The sequence below is a fragment of the Mesorhizobium tamadayense genome, assembly GCF_003863365.1.
Taxonomy (GTDB): Bacteria; Pseudomonadota; Alphaproteobacteria; order Rhizobiales; family Rhizobiaceae; genus Mesorhizobium; species Mesorhizobium tamadayense.
This window is the reverse complement of record NZ_RQXT01000289.1, coordinates 1-272: the sequence shown is the minus strand read 5'-3', so window position 1 is coordinate 272 and position 272 is coordinate 1. Positions and strand designations below refer to the sequence as shown.

Annotated in this window: 1 pseudogene; it reads right to left on the bottom strand. The window is 63.2% G+C overall.

Annotation, left to right across the window (positions count from 1 at the left end):
• A pseudogene (locus EH240_RS37690) lies at positions 1-272 on the bottom strand (acyl CoA:acetate/3-ketoacid CoA transferase); the annotation flags it as partial.

Below are 272 nucleotides of genomic sequence, written 5' to 3'. Positions count from 1 at the left end.
TGCCCCTTGGAAATATGTAAACTGGTAGGGCGAGGGCATGAAGGCGTCGGCATTCGCGGCGCAGCCAAAGGCGAAGTCAAGCAGCGGCACGCCCCCGACCGCCCCCTGTTCGATGACCCAAGTGACCGCGCCGTGCAGCCCCTCCTCCAGGAGAATGCGTGGAACGTTGGCCGAAATCCCGAAGCCAAGATTGACAGCGCTGCCCGCCTCGAGTTCCTGCGCGACGCGCCGGGCGATTACCTTCTGGATGTTGAACTCCGGCACGCGAAAAC